The organism is Nocardia iowensis (assembly GCF_019222765.1).
GTDB classification, from domain to species: Bacteria; Actinomycetota; Actinomycetes; order Mycobacteriales; family Mycobacteriaceae; genus Nocardia; species Nocardia iowensis.
Genome location: NZ_CP078145.1, coordinates 2,495,103 through 2,512,640, shown reverse-complemented (window position 1 = coordinate 2,512,640; position 17,538 = coordinate 2,495,103). Strand labels below are relative to the sequence as shown.

At 67.6% G+C, this 17,538-nt stretch carries 16 protein-coding genes; 8 read left to right on the top strand and 8 right to left on the bottom strand.

Annotation, left to right across the window (positions count from 1 at the left end; translation table 11 throughout):
* Positions 1-179 precede the first annotated feature (179 nt).
* Entirely contained in the window at positions 180-548 is a 369-nt protein-coding gene (locus KV110_RS11560) for an Rv2175c family DNA-binding protein (RefSeq protein WP_218475811.1), read from the bottom strand.
* Between the two features lie 149 nt (positions 549-697).
* Between KV110_RS11560 and pknB the strand changes: the two genes are divergently transcribed.
* On the top strand, positions 698-2,656 hold the full coding sequence (gene pknB, locus KV110_RS11555) for a Stk1 family PASTA domain-containing Ser/Thr kinase (RefSeq protein WP_393538905.1): 1,959 nt from the start codon (positions 698-700) through the stop codon (positions 2,654-2,656).
* 158 nt (positions 2,657-2,814) lie between these two features.
* On the opposite strand, the gene KV110_RS11550 is transcribed toward pknB, so the two are convergent.
* Entirely contained in the window at positions 2,815-4,200 is a 1,386-nt protein-coding gene (locus tag KV110_RS11550) for a class II 3-deoxy-7-phosphoheptulonate synthase (RefSeq protein WP_218475808.1), read from the bottom strand.
* A gap of 143 nt (positions 4,201-4,343) precedes the next feature.
* On the opposite strand from KV110_RS11550, the gene KV110_RS11545 reads away from it, so the two are divergent.
* Complete coding sequence (locus KV110_RS11545) at positions 4,344-4,892, top strand: polyadenylate-specific 3'-exoribonuclease AS (RefSeq protein ID WP_218475806.1); 549 nt, start codon at positions 4,344-4,346, stop codon at positions 4,890-4,892.
* 58 nt (positions 4,893-4,950) lie between these two features.
* On the opposite strand, the gene qcrB is transcribed toward KV110_RS11545, so the two are convergent.
* From qcrB to ctaE, 4 genes are read right to left on the bottom strand one after another with little or no spacing between them, the layout of a single operon-like run.
* The gene (gene qcrB / locus KV110_RS11540) at positions 4,951-6,570 is read right to left on the bottom strand and encodes a cytochrome bc1 complex cytochrome b subunit (RefSeq protein WP_218475805.1); all 1,620 of its coding nucleotides are present in this window, start codon (positions 6,568-6,570) and stop codon (positions 4,951-4,953) included.
* The gene (gene qcrA, locus KV110_RS11535; RefSeq protein ID WP_393539144.1) at positions 6,567-7,823 is read right to left on the bottom strand and encodes a cytochrome bc1 complex Rieske iron-sulfur subunit; all 1,257 of its coding nucleotides are present in this window, start codon (positions 7,821-7,823) and stop codon (positions 6,567-6,569) included. The genes qcrB and qcrA overlap by 4 nt, the downstream gene beginning before the upstream one ends.
* 20 nt (positions 7,824-7,843) lie before the next feature.
* Positions 7,844-8,707: a cytochrome bc1 complex diheme cytochrome c subunit gene (qcrC, locus tag KV110_RS11530; RefSeq protein WP_218475803.1), complete on the bottom strand. Its 864-nt coding sequence runs from the start codon at positions 8,705-8,707 to the stop codon at positions 7,844-7,846.
* Positions 8,708-8,766: 59 nt separating this feature from the next.
* Positions 8,767-9,378 carry an aa3-type cytochrome oxidase subunit III gene (gene ctaE, locus KV110_RS11525; protein WP_218475801.1) on the bottom strand — a complete coding sequence of 204 codons (612 nt, stop codon included), beginning with the start codon at positions 9,376-9,378 and terminating at the stop codon, positions 8,767-8,769.
* A gap of 314 nt (positions 9,379-9,692) precedes the next feature.
* Here ctaE and KV110_RS11520 point away from each other — a divergent pair, with 314 nt between their 5' ends.
* The 3 genes from KV110_RS11520 (at position 9,693) to KV110_RS11510 (ending at position 11,670) form a co-directional block, all read left to right on the top strand.
* Positions 9,693-10,064: a hypothetical protein gene (locus KV110_RS11520; protein WP_246634714.1), complete on the top strand. Its 372-nt coding sequence runs from the start codon at positions 9,693-9,695 to the stop codon at positions 10,062-10,064.
* Positions 10,065-10,192: 128 nt separating this feature from the next.
* Positions 10,193-11,254 carry an anthranilate phosphoribosyltransferase gene (gene trpD, locus KV110_RS11515; protein WP_218475799.1) on the top strand — a complete coding sequence of 354 codons (1,062 nt, stop codon included), beginning with the start codon at positions 10,193-10,195 and terminating at the stop codon, positions 11,252-11,254.
* Between the two features lie 128 nt (positions 11,255-11,382).
* A complete protein-coding gene (locus tag KV110_RS11510; protein WP_218475797.1) occupies positions 11,383-11,670 on the top strand; it encodes a hypothetical protein in 288 nt (95 codons plus the stop codon).
* Between the two features lie 9 nt (positions 11,671-11,679).
* Here the strand turns inward: KV110_RS11510 and KV110_RS11505 are convergent, their stop codons facing one another.
* Both KV110_RS11505 and KV110_RS11500 read right to left on the bottom strand, forming a co-directional pair.
* Complete coding sequence (locus KV110_RS11505) at positions 11,680-11,955, bottom strand: Lrp/AsnC family transcriptional regulator (protein WP_218475795.1); 276 nt, start codon at positions 11,953-11,955, stop codon at positions 11,680-11,682.
* A 135-nt stretch (positions 11,956-12,090) separates the two neighbouring features.
* Complete coding sequence (locus KV110_RS11500) at positions 12,091-13,905, bottom strand: DEDD exonuclease domain-containing protein (RefSeq protein ID WP_218475794.1); 1,815 nt, start codon at positions 13,903-13,905, stop codon at positions 12,091-12,093.
* Positions 13,906-14,523: 618 nt separating this feature from the next.
* On the opposite strand from KV110_RS11500, the gene KV110_RS11495 reads away from it, so the two are divergent.
* The 3 genes from KV110_RS11495 (at position 14,524) to KV110_RS11485 (ending at position 17,477) form a co-directional block, all read left to right on the top strand.
* Entirely contained in the window at positions 14,524-15,096 is a 573-nt protein-coding gene (locus KV110_RS11495) for a C40 family peptidase (RefSeq protein ID WP_218475792.1), read from the top strand.
* 264 nt (positions 15,097-15,360) lie between these two features.
* On the top strand, positions 15,361-16,389 hold the full coding sequence (locus KV110_RS11490; RefSeq protein WP_246634476.1) for an NlpC/P60 family protein: 1,029 nt from the start codon (positions 15,361-15,363) through the stop codon (positions 16,387-16,389).
* Positions 16,390-16,481: 92 nt separating this feature from the next.
* The gene (locus tag KV110_RS11485) at positions 16,482-17,477 is read left to right on the top strand and encodes a hypothetical protein (protein ID WP_218475789.1); all 996 of its coding nucleotides are present in this window, start codon (positions 16,482-16,484) and stop codon (positions 17,475-17,477) included.
* Positions 17,478-17,538: the final 61 nt, after the last annotated feature.

Below are 17,538 nucleotides of genomic sequence, written 5' to 3'. Positions count from 1 at the left end.
TTCCCCGTTGGTCTTGCCGCTCGCTACCCCACGCACCCACCACGCGCGAGTCCTGCGAGCGCCGTTCGTGGCCCGTCTCGCGTCCGAGCGGTCGAAGCGCACGCGACGAAGTCGCAAGTCTCGACCGCTCGGACGCGAGACTTCCAGGGGCCACGAACACGCCGCGGCCACGCGGCCAATCAAAACGGGTCTGCGGCGGCGCGCCGGATGACCTCGCGGGCGAGCGGCCCGTGCAGGGCGTCGACCGGCTTACCGGGGAGGCTGTCGTCGTCGGTGAAGATCCATTGCAGGATTTCTTCGTCGGTGTATTTGGCGTCCTTCATCACGGTGATCAGACCGGGAAGGAATCTGACTATCGCGCCCTCGTCGTCGAAGAATCGTTCGGGGACGCCGGCCACGCCGTCGCGGCGGACGGCGAGCAGCTGGTGGTCGCGCAGCATCTGATGGACGCGGGTCACCACGAGCCCGAGTCTTTCGGCCACCTCGGGCAGCGGCAGCAGCGCCACGGACTCCGGAAGGACATCATCACTGCAGGGAAATGCACTCACCCGGATAACGGTAGACGGTCCGCTGCCGCACGTCGTGAGACACCCGGACACGTTCGGTCGATACCATCGTGAGGGCCGCACGGGGCGGTCGATCACTTGTGGCACGTACCGCGAGGGGTGAGAACTTTGTGAAAGCCGGAGGACATCAATTGATCGGCCAGATGCTGGAAGGGCGCTATCGCATCGATGCGCCGATTGCCCGCGGCGGCATGTCGATGGTCTTCCGTGGTGTCGACACCCGTCTGGATCGTCCCGTCGCCATCAAGGTGATGGACCCCAAGTTCGCCGGTGATCCGCAGTTTTTGTCCCGGTTCGAGTTCGAGGCGCGCGCTGTCGCCAAGCTCAAGCATCCGTCCCTGGTCGCGGTGTACGACCAGGGCGTCGACGGCGAGTACCCGTTCTTGATCATGGAGTTGGTCGAGGGCGGCACGCTGCGCGAGTTGCTGCGCGAACGCGGACCGATGCCGCCACACGCGGTACGGGCGGTGGCCGAGCCGGTGCTCGCGGCGATCGGCGTCGCGCATTCGGCGGGCCTGGTGCATCGGGACGTGAAGCCGGAGAACGTGCTGATCTCCGACGGAGGCGAGGTCAAGATCGCCGATTTCGGTCTGGTTCGCGCGGTTGCCGCGGCCAATACCACCTCGGCAAGCGTGATTCTCGGCACTGCCGCCTATCTGTCCCCCGAGCAGGTGACCAGCGGCACGGCCGACGCGCGCAGTGATGTCTATTCGTTCGGTGTGCTGATTTTCGAGCTGCTGACCGGGCGGGTGCCGTTCACCGGCGACACCTCGCTGTCGGTGGCGTATCAGCGGATCGAGAACGATGTGCCGAGCCCGAGCCGGTTCATCGCGGGGGTGCCGCCGGAGTTCGACGAGTTGGTCGCCAAGGCCACGGCGCGGGAGCCCGCGCACCGTTTCGCGGACGCGAACGAGATGGCGGCCGCGCTGCGGCACATCGGCGCGAAGTTGAACCTGCCGCCGTACCGGGTGCCCGCGCCGCAGGAGTCGGCCGAGCATCTGAGTGCCAGCTTCAAGGCTGTCGCGGCGAACGGGCGGCCGCCGGCGGCGGTACCCGCGCCGGAGCCGTACACGCCGCAGCCGGTGCAGCACACCAAGGTGGTCACGGCGGCGCGGCCTCGGGTCGATTACCGTCCGCCGGACGACTACGACCAGCCGCCCGCGCGTCAGCAGCAGGCGTCGTCGCCGTATCAGGCCTATGCGCCCGATCGCACCAAGTCGCGACGCACCGCGTTGGTGTGGGTGGCGATCGTGGCGATTCTCACCTTGGTCGTCGGTTTCGGCGGCTGGTGGCTCGGTTTCGGCCGCTATTCGCCGGTTCCGGCGATCGCCGGAATGGACGCCGACCGCGCGGTCGCGGCGCTGCGGGACGCGGGCTTCGAGACCGAGGTACGGCAGAAGGCGTCGGACATCATCCCGGTCGGCGGGGTGGTCGGCAGCGATCCGTCGGCGGGCTCGCGGGTCACCAAGGGATCGACGGTCGCGGTGCTGGTGTCCAGCGGCAAGCCGAAGGTGCCCGACGTCAACCCTGGCGATCAGATCACGAGGGTCAACCAGCTGGTCCGGGACGCGGGGCTGCAACCGGTGGATTCCGGCGAAGTCGGCAGTTCCGCACCGAAGGGCACGCTCGCCAAGATCGATCCCCGCCCCGGCACCGTACTTCCCGCCGGGGCGCAGGTGAAGGTCTACCGCAGCAAGGGTTCTCAGCCGGTGAAGGTGCCGGACGTGCGCGGGAAGACGACCGACGAGGCCACCAAGATCCTCACCGACGCGGGGATCGAGGTGCGCGAGACCAAGACTCAGTTCGATCGCGGCGTCGAGGCGGACAAGGCGATCGGCACCGATCCCGTCGCGGGGACGACCATTCAATCCGACGACGGCGTCACCCTGCTCGTCTCCAATGCGCTGAAGATGCCCGACGTGCGCGGCTGGACCGTCGCCAACGCCCGCGCCAAGCTGCAATCCCTCGGTTTCGACGTCGAGGTGAAACAGCTTGTGGCCAGCGACAGCTCACTCATCGTCTCGCAAACCCCGGCCGTCGGCGCCAATATCGAGTCGGGTGACACCGTCTCGCTCGTCGCGCTGCCGTAGGCGGTGCCGTCAGCGTCCGGCTCGGGCCACGTCGATTCAGGACCCAGCAGGTCTCACGAGCGCTACCCACAGACCTGTCATGCGGTTCACAGGGTTTCTATCCCCTGTGAACCATATGAACCCTCTGTGGAATGGAGCCGTGCTCGGAAAGCCGTTGCTCAGCGCAGCATTTCGGCGACGAGGAAGGCGAGCTCCAGCGACTGCTGAGTGTTGAGGCGGGGGTCGCAGGCGGTTTCGTAGCGGCCGGACAGGTCCAGGTCGGAGATGTCCTGGGCGCCGCCGAGGCATTCCGTGACGTCCTCGCCGGTCAGCTCGATGTGCAGGCCGCCGGGGTGGGTGCCGAGGGCGTGGTGCACCTCGAAGAAGCCCTGCACCTCGTCGACGATGCGGTCGAAGTGGCGGGTCTTGAAACCGGTGGAGGCCTCGTGGGTGTTGCCGTGCATCGGGTCGCACTGCCAGATGACCTGGTGGCCGGTCGCCTGCACCTTCTCGATGATGGGCGGCAGCACGTCGCGGACCTTGCCGTTGCCCATCCGGGAGACGATGGTCAGTCGACCGGGCTCGTTGTTCGGGTCCAGCCGTTCGACGTACTCCACGGCCAGCTCGGGCGTGGTCGACGGGCCGATCTTCAGGCCGATCGGGTTGGCGAGCAGTTCGGCGAGCGCGATGTGCGCGCCGTCGAGCTGCCTGGTCCGTTCGCCGATCCACAGGAAGTGCGCGGACAGGTCGTAGAGCACCGGCTCGCCCGCGGCGTTCTCGCTGAGGCGCAGCATGGCGCGCTCGTAATCGAGGACCAGCGCCTCGTGGCTGGCGTAGATGCGGGCGGACTTCAGGCTCGGGTCGTTCACCCGACACGCGTTCATGAACGCGAGGCCGCGGTCGATCTCCTCGGCCAGCGCCTCGTAGCGGGCGCCTGCGGGCGACTTGGCGACGAAGTCGCGGTTCCAGTCGTGCACCTTGTGCAGGTCGGCCATGCCAGCGCCGGTCAGCGCGCGCACCAGGTTCATCGCCGCGCTGGCGTTGGCGTAGGCGCGCACCAGCCGCGACGGGTCGTGCTCGCGCATATCGGGATCGGCGACCAGTGCGTTGACCATGTCGCCGCGGTAAGACTTGAGGCCGAGCGCGTCGGTATCGGAGGACCGCGGTTTCGCGTACTGGCCTGCGATCCGGGCCACCTTAACGACCGGCAGGCTCGCGCCGTAGGTGAGCACGACGGCCATCTGCAGCAGGGTGCGGATGTTGCCGCGGATGTGCGGTTCGGTGTTGTCGGCGAACGTCTCGGCGCAGTCACCGCCCTGCATGAGGAAAGCCTCGCCGCGGGCCACCTCGGCCAGCTGCTCGCGCAGGTCCTCCACTTCGGCGGGCACGCAGATCGGCGGCACGCTCTCCAGTACGGTGCGCATCACCGCCGCCTGCTCCGGGTCCCACGACGGCTGCTGCAGCGCGGGGCGGGCGAGGGCGTCGTCCAACCGCCTGCGCAGCTCGGTAGGCAGCGGCGGCAATTCCGGCAGGCGATCGATCGGTACGTCGACGGTCCAGTTCACCCGTTCAGAATACGGACCACTCGGGCGGCTGTGGTACCCACCGTAGGGGTGGTCACTCCACCACCCCGCCGAGCCGAGCCCGAATACGAAACAGAGCCACACCCGACATAGGGTGATTGTTCGGGTAATCCGTCGCTGTACTGATGAAACCCGGGCGCCGGACCGAACTGCTGAGGAGAAGACCGATCTCGCTTCGATATTTTTACGACTGCGAATTCATCGAGGACGGGGTGACCATCGACCTGGTCTCCATCGGTGTCGTCTGCGAGGACGGACGCGAATATTACGCGGTGTCCACCGAATTCGATCCCGACCGGGCGGGCCCGTGGGTGCGTCGGCACGTGCTTCCGCAGCTGCCTTCACCGTCCGCGCGGGTGTGGCGGAGCCGAGCGCAGATCCGCGACGACCTGTACAAGTTCCTGGTGCCGCGCTCGTCGGTGGTGCCGGAGCTGTGGGCCTGGGTCGGCGCGTACGACCATGTGGCGCTGTGCCAGCTGTGGGGTTCCATGGTGGACCTGCCCACCTCCTTCCCCCGCTACACCAATGAGCTGCGCCAGCACTGGGAGGCGCACGGGCGCCCGGAGCTGCCGCCGGTGCCCGCGGACGCGCACGACGCGCTGGCCGACGCCAGGCACAATCTGGCGAAGTTCGAGGCCATCGAGGCGTCCCGGCGCAGCACACCACGGCTGTAGTCGTATCAAAGTGAAGGCCCCGAGTCGGATTCGACTCGGGGCCTTCACTTTTCAGCCGTCAGTGACTGTGTTTGCCACCGTGTTCCTTTTCCTGGCGCTGCTGCAGCACCGCGAGCTGCCGGTGTTCTTCGGCATGCTCGATCTCGAAGTGCTGTTCGCTCTCCTGCCACGGATCGGGCCGCAGGAAGCTACCGGTGCCCGGCTTGCCCGCCGAGCCCAGCTTGTTCATCTTCTTCGGGACCTGCGCGCCCTGGTACTCCAGCGGGATCGGGTGACCGTGGTCGTCGACCGGGCCGAGCGGCTGGTGGATCTCGATGTACTCACCGTGCGGCAGTCGCTTGATCACACCGGTCTCGATGCCGTGCTCGAGCACCGCCCGGTCGCTGCGCTGCAGGCCGATGCAGAACCGGTAGGCGACGAAGTACGCGACCGGCGGCACGACCAGGATGCCGATGCGGCCCATCCAGGTGGTCGCGTTCAGCGAGATGTCGAACTTCAGCGCGACAATGTCGTTCACACACGACAGGGTCAGCACCACGTAGAAGCCGATCGCCATGGCGCCGATCGCGGTACGGACCGGCACATCGCGCGGCCGCTGCAGCAGGTTGTGCGGCGCGGTGTCGCCGGTGAGCCGTTTCTCGATCCACGGGTACATGATCAGCACCGTGAACACCAGGCCCATGATCAGCGCCACCCAGAACACGGCGGGCACCGTGTAGCGACCCAGGTACAGCTCCCACGGCGGCATCAGCCGGGCCAGGCCATCGGTCCACATCATGTAGAAGTCCGGCTGCGAACCCGCGGACACCTGGGAGGGGTTGTACGGCCCCAGGTTCCAGATCGGGTTGATCTGGAAGACGCCGCCCATGATGCCGACGATGCCGAGGGTGAAGGCGAAGAACGCGCCCTGGTCGGCGGCGAACACCGGAATGATGCGGGCACCGACCACGTTGTTCTCGGTCCGGCCCGGTCCGGGGAACTGGGTGTGCTTCTGGTACCAGACCAGCGCGACGTGCGCGGCGATCAGCGCGAGGATGATGCCGGGGAACAGCAGCACGTGCGCGATGTAGAGGCGCGGGATGATGATCGTGCCGGGGAAGTCCCCACCGAAGATCAGCCAGTGCATCCAGGTACCGGCGATCGGGATGCTCATCGTGATACCGCCGAACGCGGCCCGCAGGCCGGTGCCGGACAGCAGGTCGTCGGGCAGCGAGTAACCGAAGAAGCCCTCGAACATCGCCAGGATGAGCAGCAGGCAGCCGATCACCCAGTTCGCCTCACGCGGCTTGCGGAACGCGCCGGTGAAGAAGATGCGGAACAGGTGCACGATGATCGACGCCGCGAACAGCAGTGCCGCCCAGTGATGGACCTGGCGGACGAACAGACCGCCGCGCACCTCGAAGGTGATGTTCAGCGAGGTCTCATAGGCCCGCGACATGGTCACGCCGCGCAACGGCTGGTACGCGCCGTTGTAGACGACCTCGCTCATCGACGGGTCGAAGAACAGGGTCAGGTAGACGCCCGACAGCAACAGGATGATGAAGCTGTACAGCGCGATCTCACCGAGCAGAAACGACCAGTGGGTCGGAAAGACCTTGTTGATCGACCGCTTCACGAACGCAGCGGCGATATACCGCTCGTCCATCTCATTAGCTTGGGCTGCGACGGAAGGGCTCATGAACGACGCTCCCAGTAGGCCGGTCCGAGCGGTTCGATGAAGTCACCAGCGGCGACCAGGAAACCCTCGGAGTTGACGGTGATCGGCAGCTGCGGCAGTGCGCGAGCGGCGGGACCGAAGATCGGCTTACCCCATTCGGTCGCCAGGAACTGCGACTGGTGGCAGGGGCAGAGGATCTTGTTGGTCTGCTGCTCGAACAGCGACGTCGGGCAGCCGAGGTGGGTGCAGATCTTCGAGTAGGCGAAGTAGTCGCCGTAGTTGAAGCTCTCCTGGCCCTTACGCTTGATCGCCTTCTGCGCGTCCTCGGTGCGCAGCCGAATCAGCATGACCGAGTTGCGGATACCGCGCAGCGACTGCAGGGTGGCGTGCTCGTCGCCGCGCCACTTCTCCTTCCACGGGAACACCGTCTCCATGGCGCCCGCGTCCAGATCCTCGGGGCGGACGAGCACGATGTCCTCCGGGCGACCGGTGTCGCGGCGGATGTAGATGGTCTCGCCCTCGTAGTCCGGGGTCCAACCGGACACCCACAGCGGCGACTTGTCGCGCTTGGCCCACGGGTTCTTCACCATGCCGCCGACGAACACCAGCAGCGCGCCGATGCCGAGCACGCCGACGCCCGCGCCCGCGGTGCGGGTGATCAGCTTGCGGCGGCCAAGCGTGGAGGTGTCCAGCGCGTCCTGCAGCTCGGCGACCAGGGTGCGGCGCTCGACCTCGGGCGACGGACCGTCGTGGCGGTCCTGGATGGACAGCTCGGCGGGGATGAACAGCTTGCGGATCAGCACCACGGCGATGCCGATGACCAGCACCGAGACACCGAAGGTGACGCCGACCAGCGGAGTGAACAGCGAGTAGGCGGTGTGGCCTTCGTCGTCGCTCGGCTTGAACTCCCACGGCCAGAACAGGAACACCCCGACCAGCACCGCCGCGGCGATGCCGGAGACCGCGAACCAGAACGCGACCGCGCGCTCGGCCCGCTTCTCGGCGCGGGTGCCCGGGACCGGGAACCGCTCGCGCCGGTAGGCGACGTCGACGCCGTCCCGCTCAGTGCCGAGCTTGACCAGCTCGTCGCGGGTCATCGCGTCGAGTTCCGCCTCGGTCGGCTCGGTCAGCGCGTGGCTGCCGGACCCGGCCACCGCGGGGGTGTCCGATGCCGCCACGGCGTTGCTGTCCGAACCCGAAACCACGTGGGCGCCGTGGCCTGTGGATTCGTTCGACGGCGTGCCGCCGTCGTGGCCCTCATCCGGCCGACCCATGTCGTGTGGCTCCTTCTCAGTCATGACCTAGATCCGATCCAAATCGCTGCACCGACGACCGTCGTGATGCCGACCACCCAGATGACCAGACCCTCGGTCGCGGGACCGAACCCACCGAGGTCCCACCCGCCGGGGGCGCTCTCCTCTTTCGCGTTCATGACGTAGGCGATGATGTCGCGCTTTTCTTCCGGCGTCAGCTGCCGATCGGAGAACTTCGGCATGTTCTGCGGGCCGGAGATCATCGCGTTGTAGATCTGCTGCTCGTTGGCGGGCTCCAGCGGCGGTGCGAACTTGCCGGAGGACAGCGCGCCGCCGCGTCCGGTGAAGTTGTGGCAGGACGCGCAGTTCATCCGGAACAGCTCCGAACCACGGGCGATGTCCTCGCCGCGCAGCGACTCCTGCGCGATCTCACCGTTGGCGTCGCGGACCACGCTCGGGCCGCCGCCGTTGGCCGCGACGTACGCACCGAGCGCGTCGGTCTGGCGAGCGTCGAACTTCGGTGGCTTGCGCTGCGCCTGGGCCTCGTTGCGGGCCATCGGCATGCGACCGGAGGACACCTGGAAGTAGACGGCGGCTTCACCGACGCCGATGAGGCTGGGGCCGCGGTCCTGCACACCCTGCAGGTTCGCGCCGTGGCAGGTGATGCAGGAGGTGTCGTAGAGCTGCTGGCCCTCGCGGATCAGCGCGGACTGGTCCTCGTGCGCGGTCGCGCGCTGCGGGTCCGGCGTCAGGGCCGCTGCCAGGAAGCCTGCTCCGACGAGGCCCACCAACAGCGCGAGCCCACCCGCGATGCGACGGCGAACGCGGCGCTGCCTGCGTGTCTTGCTGGCCTCGCCGTTCCCGTTGCTTGCGGGCTCTGGCGCTGACGGGGGAGATGAACTCATCTGTGTCCCTTTGGAGTAGACGGAACCGACTTGTGCAAAAGACTGGGGCGTCGCCCGGCTCAGCGGACGAAGTAGATCGTGGCGAACAACCCGATCCAGACGATGTCGACGAAGTGCCAGTAGTACGAGACGACGATCGCGGCAGTGGCCTGCGCGGGAGTGAACTTACTGACCTTGGTGCGGATCAGCAGGAACACGAACGCGATCAGACCGCCGATGACGTGCAAACCGTGGAAACCGGTGGTGATGTAGAACACCGAGCCGTAGGCGCTGCTCGAGATCGAGGTGCCCTCGTGCACCAGGTTCATGTACTCGTAGCCCTGGCCGAGCACGAAGAAGGTGCCCATGACCAGGGTGATGACGTACCAGCGACGCAGGCCGAACACGTCACCACGCTCCGCGGCGAACACACCCATCTGGCAGGTGAACGACGATGCGACCAGCACGGCCGTGACCGGCACGGCGAGCTTCAGGTTCAGCTCGGTCGGTTCCGGCGGCCAGTTGCCGTGAGCCTGCGCGCGCGCGACGAAATACATCGCGAAGAGGCCGGCGAAGAACATCAACTCGCTGGACAGCCAGATGATGGTACCGACGCTGACCATGTTGGGCCGATTCAGCGAGTGCACACGCTGGGTAATGGCCGATCCGGGGGTCCCTACTGCGGTCGTCACGGGGGTAAGTATGACTCGTCGTAGTACGACACAAGTACCCGGGTGCGAAACTTGTGGCTCCGTGTCGGAAAACCCACGGCCAGACAGCCTCTCGACCTGGGCTCGGCGTGTTGAGGGCGCGGCGCCCGCGGCGTGGCGGCGTCGGTCGGGACGCGTTTACGTGCCGGGTCCGCGCGCCCTCGGGTCGCTGGGGCACAGCATGACAGGTGTGCGTAAGTAAAAGCTGAGATGGAGGCAATGTGGCACCGCGTATATGGCGTCGATTGTTCGGCCGGGGCGGTCCGGCGCCGCTGGATCCGAGCCGGGCCGATCTGATGGTGGTCGCGGCGAGTTTCGATGACGCCGAGGCCTGTTCGGCGGCATTGGCCCGGGCCGACGAGCTGGTGCCGGACGCGCCCGCGGTGCTGCGACACCATCTGCGGATACCACAGGAGCAGGTCGACGCGGTGTGCGCGATCGCGGCGCAGGACGGGTACGCGCCCGCCCCGCGGGTCGGCGGGCCGGGAACCGATGCGCTGGAGACGGTGATCTTGCAGCGCGTGCAGGTGCTCGACGCGTTGCACTGTTCGCAGGAACGGTCGCGGATGGCGGGGCTGGCTCAGCGGCACGACGGGACCGCGGATGGTTGGGACGCTCTGCAACCTCGAACCGAACAAGCCGGGCCCGCAACCGAACGGCCGCGATAAGCCTTCGGTTACCTGGCGTAGCTCCTACCGTGCGCGGTTTAAGGACGGGCTTCGACGCGGCGGCGCGAAGTATGCTGCTTCGCGACAAACTGGTTCGAATACCAGTGTGACGAAGGAAGTGGACAGTCATGAACGTGCGCAGCTGGGCCCAGGTGCTCGGAACCCTCGCCGACGGTGGCGACCTGGCCGCGGACGACACGGCTTGGGCGATGGACGAGATCATGTCGGACAACGCCACCTCCGCCCAGATCGCGGCGTTCGGGGTCGCCATGAAGATCAAGGGCCCGACGCCCGCCGAGCTGACCGGCCTCGCGGCGGGCATGCTCGAGCACGCCCGGCTGGTGCAGATCGACGGTGACGCGGTCGACATCGTCGGCACCGGCGGTGACCGGTCCGGCTCGGTGAACATCTCCACCATGTCCTCGATCGTGGTTGCCGCGGCGGGGGTGCCGGTGGTCAAGCACGGCAACCGCGCGGCCTCGTCCAAGAGCGGCGGCGCCGACGTGCTCGAGGCCCTCGGCGTGCGGCTCGCGCTGGGGCCGGAGGCGGTGGCGCGCTGCGTGCGGGAGGCCGGGATCGGTTTCTGTTTCGCGCCGGTGTTCCATCCCGCACTGCGTTTCGCCGGTGCGGCACGCAAGGAAATCGGCATCCCCACCGTCTTCAATGTGCTCGGGCCGCTGACCAATCCGGCGCAGCCGCGCGCGGGACTGGTCGGGTGCGCGTTCGCCGATCTGCTGCCGGTGATCGCGGGCGTGTTCGCCGGGCGCGGCGCCAGTGCGCTGGTGGTGCGCGGCAACGACGGACTCGACGAGATCACCACCTCCGACACCACCACCGCCTGGGTGGTGTCCGGCGGCCGGATGCGCGAGACCACTATCGACCCGACCCGCCTCGGTATCCCCCGCGTCGGCCTGGAAGCACTGCGCGGCGGCGACGCGGAGGTCAACGCGGGCGTTGCGCGCAGCGTCTTCGCCGGAACCAGCGGCGCGGTGCGCGACGCGGTGCTGCTGAACTCCGCCGCCGCCATCGTCGCCTACGACTTGTCCCAGGGCACAGTCGATTACGCGGCCGACGTGCACGACGCGCTGGCAGGCGGTATCGAACGCGCCGCCGAGGCGATCGATACGGGAAACGCGGCCGCGCTGCTCGAGCGCTGGACGAAACTGACCATGACGCTGGGCGACCGCTGAGCCGAATCCGAGCAATAGCTAATAGGCATAAGATGTGTTCAGAGCGATAGTTTTGTTGGCAACCCGGTGACAAAGCCGACGCGGCGCAGACCATGCGCCGGGTGGCTTCGACTGACGAGGAGCACAGCATGCGATGCAGCGTTCGTGCACTACTCGGGGGTCTTTCGGTGGTGGCCATGTGTGCCGCCGCTCCGGTGGCCGCGGCCGGCCAGGGTGAGCTGAAAGTCGGCGATACCGTCTATAACAACCCGTCCGGATGCGTCATGCTCGGTCAGGACACCGTTCGGGAAATCCAGAACAACACCGACAGCGTGGTGACCATCTACAAAGACGCCCAATGCGACGGCATCGCTACCGCGGTCCTCGCACCGGGCAACAACGGCACCTACAGCGGCAAGTCGGCGTTGGTCGCCTGAGCCGAGCCCTCACTCCCCCAGTGAGAACCCGGCCTCGACATCCGCGCTGGAGTAGGACTTGAACGCGATGTGCGTGGTGGTCCTGGCGACACCCTCGACCTTGTCGATCCGGCCGGTCACCACCTCGGCGATCTGTTCGTGATCACGCACCCGCACGATCGCGATCAGATCCACATCGCCCGCACAGGAGTAGACCTCGGCGACGCCCTCGGTGTCCGCCACGGCCTGCGCGGTTTCCGGAATGCGGCCGTTGTCGGCGTCAATCATCACGATCGCGGTAATCATGCGCTCAGCCTAATGGGCGGGGGCGGAGACTAGTCCGCCTTCACCGCGCATGGTCGAATGACGGCGAAAGTGCGCGGGACGGACGTAATCCGTCCACCGACAGCGCATGGCCGGAGCGAAGGGCGGGGGTGCGCCTCAGCGGTCTATGTATGCGTCCGCGGCAGGTTGGGCGCGCGCCGCCGTATCCGCTACCTCTGCCCATCCCATCCAGCGTCCGGCGCCGTACATGGGCTCGCGATAGCCCTCGGTGGTGCGCACGATTCGCACCCCCGCTCGCGCCAGCCAGCGGGCGACGAGCGCCGCTTCCTCCGGTGACGCGCCACGCAGCGGCGGCACGTTCACCGGTACCCAATCCTGCGCGGGCTCGTTCTCCGGCCCAGTCGCGCCCGCAACGTCGCTTCGCGCGTTGTCACCCTCCGGGATCACCGTTTCGGCCGCGGCGACGATCTGTTCGACCACCGGCATCGGCGGCACTCCTCGCACCGCATTCCCCGCTCCCGCGAGTCGGCCGTAGCGGATCACCGCGAACTCCCATCCGCCCGCACCGTCCGGGTGGGCGGCGATCAATTCCGCGATGCGCGCGACGGCGGCGAGTCGTTGGGTGCGGCGCAGCGCGCGGATCACGGCGACGGTGCGGTCGCGCAGCCGCGCGGCGGCCTCGAAATGCTCGGCGCGGGAGTGAGTTTCGATGCGGTCGAGCATGGCCCGCACCGGCGCATCGGAATAGCCTGCGAACAGTGCGCGGACGAGCGCTGGAGCGGGCGCGTATTCCTCTGTACTAATAGGCACTCCATTAGCCGCCGGACAACCGCCGACGACCGCGGGCGGGCACGCGTGCCTGCCGCGGCGCGGCAGGCGCGTGCCGCAGGTGCGCAGACCGGTGTATTCGGCGATCACCACCGCCAGCTCGGCCGCGTCGGCACGGGAGTTGAACGGCCCAAGCGCATCCCGGTTGGGAGTGCGCACGACGGAGAATCGGGGGAACGGTTCGTCGGTGAGCGTGATCCACCAGGCGCGCTTGGGAAACTTCGAGCGGCGGTTATACGGCGGAGTATGCGCGACGAGCAGTCGCAGCTCGCGCACCCCGGCCTCCAGCGCGTGCGCGCAGACAACATGGTCCACCCGGGTGGCCAGGGAAACCATCTCCTTCATCCGGCCACGGGTCTCCGAACCGGTGAAGTAATTGCGTACTCGGCGACGCAGATTCACCGCGGTGCCGATATAGAGGACCTCGTCGGCTGGGCCGCGGAACAGGTACACGCCGGGGGCGGTGGGCAGGTCGGCGGCGAGGAAGCGCTTGGCGCGCTGGCGCGGTGTGATGTCGGGCAGGTAGTCGACCAGTTCGGTGAGGCTGTGCACCCCTTGGTTGCCGACTCGGGCGATCAGCGCGTGCAGCACGTCGACGGTCGCCCGAGCGTCGTCCAGGGCGCGGTGTGTCGGCTGAGTGCTGGCGCCGAGCAGTTGGGCCAGCGCGCTCAACCGGACCGACGGCGCCTCGTCCCGGCCGAGCACGCGGCGGGCCAGCTTCACGGTGCACAGCACGGTCGCGGTGGGCCAGGTGGTGTCGCTGCGGGCCGCGGCGGCGCGCAGGAACGCCATGTCGAAGCGCGCGTTGTGCGCGACGAGCACCGCACCGGAGGCGAATTCGAGGAAGCCGGGCAGCACCGACTCGATCGGCGGCGCGGCGTACACCATGGCGGTGGTGATCCCGGTGACCTGCACGATCGCGGGTGGTACCGCCCGGCCCGGATTGACCAGCGTGGCGAACTCGCCGAGCACCTCACCGCCGCGCACCTTGACCGCACCGATCTCGGTGATCATGTCGGCGCCCGGGCTGGTCCCGGTGGTTTCCAGGTCGACGACCACGAAGGTGGTGTCATAGAGGGGCGTGTCGAGGTCGTCGAAGACCAACTGCTGAGCGGCGGCCTTGCGCGGGGCGGGGTCGGACACGCGCTGGAGCGTAGGGGGTGGGTACGACACGGACCGGGCGCGCGAGGTCGAGTTCGACGCACAAGAAAAGCCCAGGAAATGTCTGAATTACGCGTTGCGGATTCGTGCCCGATTACCCAGGAAACGATCTAGAACGCCGAAAAGTGACGCAGCTCACATTGCTGCATAAAACGTATCAATGGCTCGGGCGTGTCGGGTGACGCCGAAGCCTCGCTTCCGGCGTGCTGTGGCCGATTACAGCGGTTTGGCCAACTGACCAGTCAACGACCTGGACATGTCGCCGAGATGAACGCAGCGACCTGGGGAAATGTCTAATCGCTCCACTCTTGGCCGCCCTCGGACCATGGCATCGCTGACCGGGATAGCGAACTGGACGCTCGTCGATAACAACGCTTCGTTATCTTTTCGTGATTGTTGCGATATATCTCACACCGATTAGTCATGAATTCACATGCGCGTGCACATTTCGCCGGGGAGCGACTTTACAAACCCCCGTGATGTGTTCGTAACCTTTTCGAGACCTCACGGAGTCCGACGCACCAACTCGGTGCGAACGACACGAAGTCCGCGGCACCAGTCAGGGTGCGGCGTCGTGGGGCAGATTGGGAGTACCGCATCATGACGACCAAAGCCGTCAAGCGACAGGCGCAGCGTGCCGTCGCCGCCGGGGCCGTCGGCGCTGCCACCATCGGCGCGTTCCTGCTTCCGGCCGCCCCCGCATCGGCCCAGCCGGTGACCATCCCCGGCGTGGGGACGTTCGAAGTGCCGAACGAGATCCAGATCCCGCAGGGCATCCCCGGCATCGAGCTGCCCGGCCAGGCACCGCTGCCGTTCGTCGCCCCGAAGCGCACCGTCGGCGAGGAAGCCCTCGACGCCGCCATGAGCAAGATCGGCGCACCGTACGTCTACGGCGCCGCGGGCCCGAACGCGTTCGACTGCTCCGGCCTGGTCAAGTGGTCCTACGAGCAGGCGGGCCTGGAGCTGCCGCGCACCAGCGGCGCCCAGCTCGCCGCGGGCAGCCCGGTGTCGGTCGACGACCTGCAGCCCGGCGACCTGGTGTCGTTCTACGGCGGCGGCCACTCCGGCCTGTACGCCGGTGACGGCAATGTCGTGCACGCGGCCACCTCCGGAACGCCAGTGCAGGTCGCACCGATCTCCTCGATGCCGATCGCCGGAGCCCGTCGCTTCTGAGAACCCGCTGGTCGGGCCGCACTTTGCGGCCCGACCGTCGGCGCACGACTGTGATCATTTCGTTCTCTACTGGACACAGACGTAGGCCGTTCCGTAACCTAATCGAGACCTTCTCGAATTACCCGAGGCTTGCGGTTCGTAAACCTCATGTTCCGCGGAAGGCGCTCGTCGGTTCGGATCGTCGGTTCCAGAGAGATCGCTTCACGAGAGAACGGGGCACGGCAGCCTGTGGCAGCACACCGGAGACATGGCACGAAACGTCTGGTGGGAGGGGCGCTAGCGGTCGGAATCCTGGCCACCGCCGCCCTCTACGGTGGCAGTACGGCCGGAGCTGATCCGCTCGCACTCCCGGCCACCGCCACCGAGGCCGTGCAACGGATGATCGACCTCTCGCGACAGTCCGAACAACTCAACGAGCAGGCCCTCGTCGCACAGTCCGACCTCGACGCCAAGCTCGTGGTGCAACGCGACGCCGACGCCAAGCTGGCCGCGAGCACCGACCTGGTGAACCAGGCTCGCGAAGAAGTACGCAAGTACCAGCCGATCATTGATCGCACCGCGATCGCCGCCTATCAGGGCGCCCGCACCAACCGGCTGTTCGCCGTGCTGGTCAGCGATTCCCCGCAGCAACTGCTCGACCAGATGTCGACGCTGGACGTGCTGGCCGCACAGACCTCCGCTCAGCTGGACCAATTCAAGGTCGCCACCGACGCCGCGGCGTCCGCCGAGACGGCCGCCCACCGGGCCGCCGACGAAGCCCGCGCCGCCGCCGACAAGGCCGACTCGGTGCGCGCCGATCTGGAACGCAAGCGCGGCGACCTGGGCGGCGCCATCGCCCAGGTGGTGCAGGCTTGGAGCTCGCTGTCCACCAAGGACAAGTCCGCGCTCGCCGGTTCGCCGTTCCCGCCCGGTTTCGACCGCGACACGCTCCTGCAAGGACTGGTGCCCGGCAGCGGCACCAGCGCCCTCGCGGCGGGCCTCACCCGGGTCGGCGACCCCTATGTGTGGGGCGCGACCGGGCCGAACCAGTTCGACTGCTCCGGGCTCGTGCAGTGGGCGTTCAAACAGGTCGGCAAGAACGTGCCGCGGACCAGTTCCGCGCAGGCGTCCTTCGGCACGCCCGTCGCCAAGGACGACCTACAGCCCGGCGACGTGGTGTTCTTCTACCCCGAAATCTCCCACGTCGGCATCTACGCGGGCAACGGACTCATGTTGCACGCCTCTACCTTTGGTGTCCCGGTCGCCGTGGCGCCCCTCGGCTCCACGCCATACCACTCCGCTCGGCGATACTGATCAACTATGAGTGGGCATAACCTGTCCAACTCCTGCCTGACTCGGGTCGACGGATCGGCCCCGGCGGCGGAGTTACGTCTAGAGGCGAAGCGATGAGCGGGGTGCGGCGCCTGCGAGCGTGGTGGTCGGCGCGACGGCGATTCGAGTTCTGTCTCACCGTCGCGATGATGGTCGCGCTGACCGGTTTCTGCGGTGCGCTGGTCATGCTGCCGAACTCCGCACTACCGAAACCGCATGCGGCGCAGGCGACCGAGGCCGTCGGCCAGGCCGCCGCCACCGACCCGCGGCTGGCCGAGGTGCGCCGCAGCATCGAACCGTTCGGCCCGATCCTGGCCCACCAGGTCGCGACCGGCGACGGACAGCAATCCCTGGTCGTCGGCCACCCCGCGCAGCGCATCGAAATCGACATCCTGGAACGCGAACTCGCCGCCGCGACCACCGCCGTCACCGAGGTGTGGGGCCCGGACTGGGCGCAGTCCACCCTCGTCGTCGTCGCCTCGTCCCCGTCTGAGTTCGCCGGGCTCGTCCACGCGGGCGCCACCATGTCCGCCGAGGTAGCCGCCGCCTCCGTCGCCGACCCGTTCGCACCCGGCACCCGCCCGACCGGCCAGCGCATCGTGTTCAGCCCCGATGCGGGCCGCCGCCTCGACCCCGACGGCCTGCGCACCCTGCTCCGCCACGAACTCACCCACATCGCCACCCGCGCCGAAACCCGCGACGGCGCCCCCCTGTGGATGCTCGAAGGTTTCGCCGACTACACCGCCCACCGCGGCCAGGGCCACTCCTTCACCGACATCGCCCCCACCCTCACCGCGCAAACCCGCCTGCACGACCTCCCCGACAACCTCCCCACCGACACCGACTTCACCGGCCCCAACGCCGCAGCCACCTACGAACAAGCCTGGTCCATCTGCGCCTACATCGCCGACAAATACGACCAACCCCGCCTGGTCGACCTCTACCGCCGAATCGCCGCAGCCGAACAAACCCCGGCCAGCGAAGACCAAATCCTGCAAACCGTTCTAGGTATCAATCGCGCGGACTTCATCGCCGACTGGCGCAATTGGCTCTCCACCCAAACGGTCTGACGCACCAACAGATCACAGCCGCCAACCCACAGCCCAGCACCGCAGAGCTCAGTCACGACGC

Bases quoted from the DNA above. Each gene is read 5' to 3' on its own strand.
- KV110_RS11545 (WP_218475806.1), top strand. From the start codon at position 4,344: ATGAAACCCGGGCGCCGGACCGAACTGCTGAGGAGAAGACCGATCTCG.
- qcrB (WP_218475805.1), bottom strand. From the start codon at position 6,570: ATGAGCCCTTCCGTCGCAGCCCAAGCTAATGAGATGGACGAGCGGTAT.
- qcrA (WP_393539144.1), bottom strand. From the start codon at position 7,823: ATGGGTCGGCCGGATGAGGGCCACGACGGCGGCACGCCGTCGAACGAA.
- qcrC (WP_218475803.1), bottom strand. From the start codon at position 8,707: ATGAGTTCATCTCCCCCGTCAGCGCCAGAGCCCGCAAGCAACGGGAAC.
- KV110_RS11520 (WP_246634714.1), top strand. From the start codon at position 9,693: ATGGTGGTCGCGGCGAGTTTCGATGACGCCGAGGCCTGTTCGGCGGCA.
- trpD (WP_218475799.1), top strand. From the start codon at position 10,193: ATGAACGTGCGCAGCTGGGCCCAGGTGCTCGGAACCCTCGCCGACGGT.
- KV110_RS11510 (WP_218475797.1), top strand. From the start codon at position 11,383: ATGCGATGCAGCGTTCGTGCACTACTCGGGGGTCTTTCGGTGGTGGCC.
- KV110_RS11505 (WP_218475795.1), bottom strand. From the start codon at position 11,955: ATGATTACCGCGATCGTGATGATTGACGCCGACAACGGCCGCATTCCG.
- KV110_RS11495 (WP_218475792.1), top strand. From the start codon at position 14,524: ATGACGACCAAAGCCGTCAAGCGACAGGCGCAGCGTGCCGTCGCCGCC.
- KV110_RS11485 (WP_218475789.1), top strand. From the start codon at position 16,482: ATGAGCGGGGTGCGGCGCCTGCGAGCGTGGTGGTCGGCGCGACGGCGA.